The 9,081-nt window shown below is 69.1% G+C and carries 7 protein-coding genes; 2 read left to right on the plus strand and 5 right to left on the minus strand.

Annotated features, from left to right (window positions below):
• Together WA788_RS34735 and WA788_RS34740 are read right to left on the minus strand one after the other, a co-directional pair.
• The coding region (locus tag WA788_RS34735; protein ID WP_335984363.1) for a beta-ketoacyl synthase N-terminal-like domain-containing protein at positions 1-453 on the minus strand (453 nt) is incomplete at its 3' end.
• Positions 454-466: 13 nt separating this feature from the next.
• Positions 467-1,111: an acyl carrier protein gene (locus WA788_RS34740; RefSeq protein WP_335984364.1), complete on the minus strand. Its 645-nt coding sequence runs from the start codon at positions 1,109-1,111 to the stop codon at positions 467-469.
• A 493-nt stretch (positions 1,112-1,604) separates the two neighbouring features.
• Here WA788_RS34740 and WA788_RS34745 point away from each other — a divergent pair, with 493 nt between their 5' ends.
• Positions 1,605-2,393, plus strand: a complete 789-nt coding sequence (locus WA788_RS34745) for a thioesterase II family protein (RefSeq protein ID WP_335984365.1) — start codon at positions 1,605-1,607, stop codon at positions 2,391-2,393.
• Between the two features lie 241 nt (positions 2,394-2,634).
• On the opposite strand, the gene WA788_RS34750 is transcribed toward WA788_RS34745, so the two are convergent.
• The 3 genes from WA788_RS34750 to WA788_RS34760 form a co-directional block, all read right to left on the minus strand.
• Entirely contained in the window at positions 2,635-3,402 is a 768-nt protein-coding gene (locus tag WA788_RS34750) for a thioesterase II family protein (RefSeq protein ID WP_335984366.1), read from the minus strand.
• Positions 3,403-3,474: 72 nt separating this feature from the next.
• Positions 3,475-5,154: a BTAD domain-containing putative transcriptional regulator gene (locus WA788_RS34755; RefSeq protein WP_335984367.1), complete on the minus strand. Its 1,680-nt coding sequence runs from the start codon at positions 5,152-5,154 to the stop codon at positions 3,475-3,477.
• An 861-nt stretch (positions 5,155-6,015) separates the two neighbouring features.
• Entirely contained in the window at positions 6,016-7,515 is a 1,500-nt protein-coding gene (locus WA788_RS34760; RefSeq protein ID WP_335984368.1) for an aldehyde dehydrogenase, read from the minus strand.
• A gap of 272 nt (positions 7,516-7,787) precedes the next feature.
• Between WA788_RS34760 and hemE the strand changes: the two genes are divergently transcribed.
• Positions 7,788-8,903, plus strand: a complete 1,116-nt coding sequence (hemE, locus tag WA788_RS34765; protein ID WP_335984369.1) for a uroporphyrinogen decarboxylase — start codon at positions 7,788-7,790, stop codon at positions 8,901-8,903.
• Positions 8,904-9,081 lie beyond the last annotated feature (178 nt).

Genomic DNA, 9,081 nt, shown 5'->3' on the forward strand with positions numbered 1-9,081 from the left:
CCCCGTGTCCGTGCCCCGCAACGACCCCGGGGCAATCCCCGCGTCCTCCAACGCCTCCCAACACGTCTCCAACAACACACGCTGCTGCGGATCCATCCCCAACGCCTCACGCGGACTGATCCCAAAGAACTCCGCATCGAACCCACCCGCACCCTCCAAGAACCCACCCACCTGGGCATAACCCGCACCCCCGTCACCGGCATCCGGGTCCGGCAGGCCGGCCACGTCCCAGCCACGGTTCGCCGGGAACCCCGACATCGCATCGGAGCCCCCCGCAACCAACCGCCAGAAAGCCTCCGGATCCTCCACCCCACCCGGGAACCGACAACCCATCCCGACAATCGCTACGGGTTCCTGCTCGCGTGCCTCTATCTTCCGCAGGCGTTCCTTGGTCTCGTAGGAGTCGGCCGTTACCTTCTTCAGGTAGCTGAGGAGCTTCTCGTACTCTGTCATCTCAGTCATTGGATCAGGAAACTCCTAGCTCTTTAGCAATGAAGTCGAAGACTTCATCAGCCGAGGCCGACTCAAGTCGCGGGTACCTCAGAGAGGATCGATTCCAGCTGGATGAGCTGGGTGAAGACCGCCGGTTCACCACCACATGCGCAAAGATCTCCGGGCACAGGTGCCTGGCGAGCTCGGCCGGTGTCGGGTGGTCGAACACCAGGGTGGCGGGAAGACTCGGCCCCTTCTCGCCTGCGAGCCTGTTGCGCGACTCCAGCGCGGTCAGTGAGTCGATGCCCATGTCATGGAAGGCCAGCTGGGGATCGATGTCCGCAGGGCCGGAATGGCCCAGAGCCACGGCGACAGCAACGGCGACGGCGACGGCCGCGATCGGGCAGGCGAGAGCGCCCACCGCCAGACCGCGTTCCGTCGTCAGTCGCTCAGCATCGCCCCGCCGCAGACGGGGCGGGCCAGCGTCGGCCAACTGCCCCGTTATCCCCGAGGCATGAGCCCACACTCCCCATGCCAGCGACGCGGCCCCGGCCTCGGCCTCGGGCGCGGCCCCGGGCTCGTCCTGGCCACCGTGCAGCACCGGAACCCACGTCCCCGCATTCCCATCCGCCATCGCCGGCAACGCGCCATCCGGACTCGACTCGGAGAAGACACCCACGCCCTGGGCCCGCATCGGATGCCGACCCTCAGGTGTCCGCTGACGGCACGGCGGATCGGCGTGTCAAGGGGCGCTGAAAGTCGCTCCGTCCCACGCCGGGCGACCCGGCAGCAGAGACGCGAAGAGCACCGCAAGCCGGTCGTCCCCGACCGGGCAGCGGCGACTCGCCCCCGAAGACACGCAGCAGGCTCACCGGCCGATCTTCCAGTCCGTCATGGGAGGAAGCTCACCACGTGGGCGGACGGCCCGAAATGACGCCGTTCCACCAGGCGCCCACCGGGGGGGCACCCCGGTCATCCCGTCCCGCCAGGTTGCCGAGTCGGACACGCGGCGCACCTCCAGGTGGGCGGACGCCCGGGGACCGCGAGGTTACTGGTCGACGCCATCAAGGGCCACGGCATCCAGCCCGGCGCTCGCGCATGAAGGGCGAGCGACGGGGGCACGTCGCATATGCGTCGCCAATCATCCTGCTGGTACGAGCACTTGGAGTGGCATGTCCGTCCTGCCTGCCGATGATGATCTGTGGTGCCGCCGCTACCACCCGTCCCCCACGGCCACGGCGCGCCTGGTGTGCTTCCCGCACGCAGGCGGCTCGGCACCGTTCTACTTGCCGGTCGCAACGGCTCTCAGCCCTGATGTGGACGTCGTCGCCGTCCAGTACCCCGGGCGTCAGGAGCGCCGCGCGGAGCAGCCGTTGACGGATGTGGACGCGTTCGCCGAGCGGATCCACGACCTCCTGCTGCGGCAACCGCCGCTTCCTGTCACGTTCTTCGGCCACAGTCTCGGCGCCACCATCGCCTTCGAGACCGTCCGTCGGCTGGAGGCGGGCGGTAGCGAGGTCACGCACCTGTTCGCGTCCGGTCGCCGCGCCCCATCCGCTCATCGTGAGACGCGCTGCATCCACCGGCGGGACGATGACGGCATCCTGGCCGAGGTGCGCCGGCTGAACGGGACGGTCACGAGCGTGCTCGGTGACCAGGAGCTGATGCGGGCCGCCCTGCCGTCCTTGCGTGCTGACTACCAGGCGGCTGAGACCTACCGGTGCGCCCCGGATGCGATCGTCGACTGCCCGGTCACGGTCCTGACCGGCGACAACGACACGGAGACCACGGTGCCCGAGGCCCAGGCGTGGGAGCGGCACACCACCAGTACGTGCACTGTCCACACGTTCCCGGGCGGGCATTTCTTCATCACGGCGCACGTGGACGCGATCACCGCCCTGCTCAAGGAGCACTTCGCGCGAACGACCGGCTCCGACCGCGGGACGGCGATTCGTCCTTGACGACTGGGTGACCGGCGCGCGAGCCGGTCACCGCCCCTTACCGCGCCCGGAACACCCGGGCGCACGGGGCCGATGTCGGTCCGGCACCGGCCGGCACCGGCCCGGCACCGGCGTCCGTCCGGCCGGCCAACGCCTCTACCGCCTCCGCCATGCAGCGGTAGGCGGTAGGCGGGCGGCGGGCGGCGGGCGGCGGTGGATGTGCTCCCGGTGCCGAACCGCGCTGCTCAGCGGCGCAGACCTTTCACGTCGTAGGGGCGAGGCGGTCGGACACCACCTTCACGACCCCGGCGATCTCCTTGACCAGGTAGAAGTGCCCGCCGGGGAAGACCCGGAAATCGAAGCCGCCTTCCGGTGCCTGCTCCTTCCAGTCCCTGACCTCCTCAATGCTGGCCTCCCGGTCCCGTTCCCCGACGATCGCGGTCACGGGGCAGTGCAGCGGGTCGCCCGCGACGTAGCGCCACCGCCCCACGGCCGTGTAGTCCCCGCGGAGCGTCGGCAGGACCATGTCCACCACTTCACGGTTCTCCATCGCCCGCGCCAGCGGGCCGCGCCGCGAGAGGATCTCCGCGACGATCTCTTCGTCGTCGAGCAGGTGGTGCGTTTCCTCGCGGTAGCGGGTGGGGGCGCGCCGGCCGGAGACGAAGAGGTGCGCGGGCTGGCCCGGGTGGTTCTGCTGGAGGCGCCGGGCTACCTCGAAGGCGAGCACGGCGCCCATGCTGTGGCCGAACAGCGACAGCGGACGGTCCAGCGACCTGGTCAAGGCGTGGGCTATGTGGTCCGCCAGGGTGGGGATGTCGTCGATGCAGGGCTCGGCCCGCCGGTCCTGGCGTCCTGGGTACTGCACGGCGAGGACGTCCACGGTCGGCGCCAGCGCCTGCGCCATCGGAAGGAAGTAGGGGGCGGAGGCACCCGCGTGCGGGAAGCAGACCAGGCGGTTCTTCGCGTGGTCGGCAGGCGCGAACCGCCTGAGCCACAGGCTCTCTTCTTCCGAACCGTCGTCGATTCCCATGCGGTCCCTCCTGGTGTTCCTGGTCGATGCCCACCTGGTGTTCCTGGTCGATGCCCAGACCTGCAACAGGGTTCACGCGCCCTCCGGGAGTGCCGCCCACGTGTGCGCGGAGTCCGGCGGCAGGACGCTGACGGTGACCTCGACCACCGCGTTCTCCGGTATGCCGCCCCCGCGGTGGCTGATCTTCTCGATCAGCTGTGACGCGTGCTGGCCGGTGATGCCCGCGAGCAACCCGCGCAGCTTCTTGATCTTGTCGGGGCCTCCTATGAGCATCTTCACCCGGTCCGGCCGGTGTGTCTCCGGAAGGAGTTCGACTGCCTCCCATGCGTCGTCGCCGACCCGCTCGTACCGGACGCAGAGCTCGGTGGCGCGCTTGGTCTCCGCACCGACCCAGACCTGTCCCGCGGGGGCGGCGCTGGCCAGTTGGAGGCACCGGCCGACGACGGAGCTGTCGAGGGCGCGCAGGGTGCCGTCGCCGGGACGGTGGCTGTGGATCGAGTCGGTGGAGACGACGGCGACCCGGACCGCCGACGGCGGGACCTCGCCGTCGGCGGCGTCGTGCAGGGGCCGGGCCCGTTCAAGCGCGGCATGGATCGCCAGGGCTGCCTCGACGGCACGATCGGGGGCGTGGCCGGCGTCGTCGAACAGGACCCAGCTCACGGACGCCATTCTGCTGATGACCACACCGCCGTGTCGGCTGACCTCACGGTCCACCGTCGCGGCCACCGCGCCGGCAGCGAGCGCCGTCTCGGCGGCGTCCGCTTCGGGCTTGCGCTCCGCCTCTCCGACGACGGCCATCACGGCGACCAGGTGTTCTTGGGGCAATGGCCCCTCGTCCCCTCCCGTGGAGACGAGCTCCGGGCGGTAGGGCTCGGCGGGCCCGTTCTCGGGTGGCTCGACGGCCGGCACGGCCGCGTCGTCCAGGGCGGCGGTCGGCCGGGGAACCGCCACGATGGCGCTGTCGCCGAGTTCGGACATGTCACCGCCGTTCCAGTCCAGCCGGGCATCCTGATTGAGGATCAGGTATTCGAGTTCCTGGAGCTCCCGGCTCGGCTCCAGTCCATGGGCTTCGATCAACGACACGCGGGCGCGGCGGTAGATGTCGAGCGCGTCCGACTGCCGTCCGCACCGGTACATCGCGAGCATCAGCTGTGCCACGAGGCGTTCGTGGGATAGCTCTCCAGCGGCGAACAGTTCGATTTCCGCAATCACCTCACGGTGCCGTCCGCAGGCGAGTTCGGCATCGAACAGTTCCTCGACGGCGACGAAGTACGCGTTCTGGACCGCGGCGGCCTCGGGCCACGCGGTGCATGTCTCGGCCAGGTCGGCGAGGACCGGGCCGCGCCAGACGTCGAGGGCTTCGCGGAGCGCTCGGCGCGCGGATTTCCAGTCCGCGTCGGCGGCGTACGCACGGCCCCGTTCGGTGCGCTGCGTGAACAGGTTGAGGTCGATGCTGCTGGGTTCGACGCGTAGCAGGTACCCGGGTGCGTGGGTGAGCAGCAGGGGCGGGTCGGCGCTTGTGTCGTCGTAGGCCAGCATTCCGCGCAGCGCGGAAGCCGCATTCTGCAGCATCTTCCGCGCCGTCGGCGGAGTGCGGCCGTCCCAGAGCGAATCGAGCAGCTTGCGCGACGGGACGATCCGATTCGCCCTGAGAAGCAGCATGCCCAGCATTGCGCGCTGCTTGATCCCGCCGAGTGGCACGACCCTGTCCTGGGAAACCACTTCCAGTGGACCTAGGATATTGAACTGCAATTTATCCTCCTCCGATGCGCGACACAGTTCGCCCACAGTTGCACAGGTCTGCAAAATACTCCGAATTGGCTGAAGGAATTCACGGACGATCGAGGTTGCTGCCGACACCATTGGCGGCACAAAGGAACGCATCCGCACTGCGCCGTAGGAAAAGAGCGGCGCGAGTGACGAATTGCGATGGATTCACATATTTCATGGGCCAGTCGTGATCGGAAATCTGGATGCGGTTCCCGGATTCCTCGGCCCCAATGAATTTTCTTGTCGGCGGTTCGCCTTTTCGGGAGGCGCGACGCTCACCTGCCGCCCGGCTACCGCACGAGGACGTCGCGGTCGTACCGGACTCTCGCGTGGGCCGCGACCTGCGCGGAGAGCGTCATCCGCAACCGCTGCACCAATCCCGCCATCATCCCTGCGGTCCTCCGATCGCCGCCCCCGAGCTACATGGGCGCAGTGTGAAAAAATGTGGTTATGCGTACACACCGGTCCCTTGCGCCTCCTACGGCACACTTCCTTAAACTCTCCCCCCGCACACGCCGCGAAACCCAGGTAACAGTTGAAATACGATTCGCGCCGGCAGAGGTTCGCAAAATCGCCTCGAAAACCCGGTTCGTCCAGGTTCTTCCCGCACCAATGTTCGTAAAATTTTGGCATGGTGACCCAAAGTCAGGAGAATCCGCCCCAGCGTCATGCTCGCGCTACCCGTCGCGGACCTCAAGGACGTGATCGCTGTGTCCGCGTCGGCTGGGCGGGCTCACGGTTGAGCCGGGTGGTCGGTACGGTGCCGATCGACGTGGCGGGCGACATGCGGCGCGGCCCGCGGGCATGCGGTGGCCGCGCAGGGGTCGGTGAGCGGACGCACCGTCAGAGGACGCCGTCCTCGTACCCGGCAGGCCGGCCTTCGAGGATCACGGTCTTGGTCTCGAGGTAGGGCAGCAGCCCCTCGCGTCCACCTTCACGGCCGATGCCGGACTGCTTGAACCCGCCGAACGCGATACCGAGGTCGCTGCGCAGCGCGTTGTGGCCGACGGTGCCGGAGCGCAGCTGCCCGGCGACTTCGCGGGCCCGGTTGACGTCGTTGGTGAACACCGCCGCGTTGAGACCGTAGATGGTGTCGTTGGCGATCCGGACCGCGTCCTGCTCGTCGGCCGCGGGGATGACGGACAGCACGGGGCCGAAGATCTCCTCCTGGGCGATCACGGACCGGTTGTCGACGTTTCCGAACACGGTGGGCTCGACGTACCAGCCACGGGTCAGGCCCTTCGGACGACCACCGCCCGTGGCCAGCGTGGCCCCTTCCGCGACGCCCTTGGCGATGTATCCCTCGACCCGGTCCCGCTGCCGGTCGGCCACCAGCGGCCCCATCTGCGAGCGCGGGTCGAACGGGTCCCCCACGCGCACCCGGGAGAACACGCCGGCGAGGGCATCGACCAGTTCGTCGTGCCGCGAGCGGCTGACCACGATCCGGGTCAGCGACGCGCAGACCTGGCCGGTGAGGAGGCACTCGGCCTGGGCGAGGCTGCGCGCGGCCGTCTCGAGGTCCATGTCGTCGAGGATCACCGCGGCGGACTTGCCGCCGAGCTCCAGCGTGCAGCGGGCCACGCGCTCGCCGCAGATCGAGGCGATGTGCCGTCCCACGGCCGTCGACCCGGTGAAGGTGATCTTGTCCACCCGCGGGTCGCGCACCAGCAGTTCGGACACCTCACGGTCCGCGGTGACGACGTTGAGCACGCCGGGAGGCAGTCCGGCCGCCGCGGCGGCCTCGGCGACAAGGTAGCCCTCCCCCGGCGCCTCGGGCGCCGACTTCAGGACCACCGTGCACCCGGCGAGCAGCGCGGCGCCGACCTTGTTGCTGATCATCCCCATCGGGGCGTTCCACGGGATGATCGCACCGACCACACCGGCCGGCTCACGGACGATCATGCCGAACTGTCCGCCGGCGGTCGGCTTGACCTGCTCCTCGAACGGGAACGTGCCGGCCAATGCGGCGTACCGCTTGAAGGTGGACTCAGCTCCTGTGCCGGCGTGCGCGGCGAAGGTGTACAGGACCCCGGACTCGCGTGGCCAGATCTCGGCGATGTCCTCGCCGCGGAGCCTGAGTTCCGCACCGATCGCCCGAAGGTACCCGGCCCGCTCGGCGGGCGTCAGCCGCGGCCAAGGGCCTTCGTCGAACGCCTCCCGCGCCGCCGCGACAGCCCTGGACATGTCGGCGGCCTGCGCCTGCGCGACCCTGAAGTAGAGCTCCTCGGTCGCGGAGTCGACCACGTCGATCGTGGCGCCGGACGACGGCACCACCCACTGACCGCCGATGAAGAAGCGGTCCGTCCGACCGATCGGCGCCTCCGCGAGTCCAGCCAGGCTCATCCGGTCACCCTCCCGATCGCCGCCTCCGTGGCGCTCATGCTCGCCTGCGCCGGAGCGACGCGTAAATGACGCTCCTCCTACGATCCGCCACTGCGGGGTAACTGGGGACTTTCCTTCCGGGGCTCCGCCCGTTCGGATTCCCGACGGGCCGTCAGTGCTCGGCCAAGCCAACCATGGGGCTCTGCTAGGCTGCGATCGGCCCCTTTTCAAGGCTTCGACGTCTCTCCTCGAGTTTCGTCAACACCCGTGGCAATTCAACAGAATGGAACAGCGTGGACATCGGCTTCCGGGAAGCAACCGGTCCGACGCCGGGATCCGGCAATGTCCAGCCCAGGAAGCTGCTCCTGCGCGCACTCGCGGGAGAGCGGACCGAACGCCCGCCGATCTGGCTGATGCGGCAGGCCGGGCGCTACCTCCCCGAATACCACGAGGTCCGTGAGGCCGCCGGCGGCATGGTCGGGCTGTGCACCACCCCCGAACACGCCGTCGAGGTCACCCTCCAACCGCTGCGCCGCTTCCCCCTCGACGCCGCCATCGTCTTCTCCGACCTCCCGCAGGTCGCCGCCGCACTCGGCCAGACCCTGGACTACAAGGTCGGCGAGGGACCGGTACTGGCACCACCCGTCCGCTCGACCGCGGACATCACCGAATTCCTCAGCGCCTCCCGCCTCCACGAGGAACTCGCCCCGATCTACGAGACCGTCCGGCAGCTCACCCACGCCCTCCCCGCCGACACGGCCCTGATCGGCTACGCCGGCGCACCCTGGACCATCGCCACCTACATGGTCGAAGGACGCGGCGGCGCCGCGTCCGAGCACTCCGTCGTCAAACAGTGGGCCATGCGCGACCCCGACGGATTCCAGCCCCTGATGGACCTGCTCACCGACGCCATCATCCAATTCCTCAGCCGCCAGATCGAAGCCGGCGCGGAGGCGGTCCAGTTGTTCGACAGCTGGGCGGGCATCCTTCCCGACATCCTTTTCGACCGCTGGTGCGTCAAACCCGTCGCCACCATCATCAGCGCACTCAAAGCGCAGTACCCCGGCGTTCCGGTCATCGCCTTCCCCCGAGGCGCCGGCCTCAACTACAACGGCTTCGCCGAGGCGACCGGCGCCGACTGCATCGGTCTGGACTCCACCGTCCCCCTCACATGGGCCGCGCAGAACATCCAACACGAACTGGGCCGCTGCGTGCAGGGCAACCTCGACCCCCAACTCCTGATCGCCGGCGGCCCCGCACTCCACACCCAAACGGAACGCATCCTGCGCGGCCTCAGCGGCGGCCCCTTCGTCTTCAACCTCGGACACGGCATCGCCAAGACCACACCCATCGACCACGTCACCGCCGTCGTCGAGCAGGTGCGCGCCTGGAACACCCCCACGGCGTAGGACCGACCGGAAACCCCCGCCGCCCACCCCGCACCGCGCGGGTTCCGCACGCGGTGGCGGGACCGGCGTCCGCTGCGACCGTCACCCGACCCGGAGCGGAAGACACAGCGGACCTCGGGCGTTGCGCCCGCCCCAGACCACCGTGGAGGGGTCCTGGAGGGTGAACTCGGGAATCCGT

Source organism: Streptomyces sp. CA2R106, assembly GCF_037034245.1.
GTDB lineage: Bacteria > Actinomycetota > Actinomycetes > Streptomycetales > Streptomycetaceae > Actinacidiphila.

Bases quoted from the DNA above. Each gene is read 5' to 3' on its own strand.
- WA788_RS34745 (WP_335984365.1), top strand. From the start codon at position 1,605: ATGTCCGTCCTGCCTGCCGATGATGATCTGTGGTGCCGCCGCTACCAC.
- WA788_RS34750 (WP_335984366.1), bottom strand. From the start codon at position 3,402: ATGGGAATCGACGACGGTTCGGAAGAAGAGAGCCTGTGGCTCAGGCGG.
- WA788_RS34760 (WP_335984368.1), bottom strand. From the start codon at position 7,515: ATGAGCCTGGCTGGACTCGCGGAGGCGCCGATCGGTCGGACGGACCGC.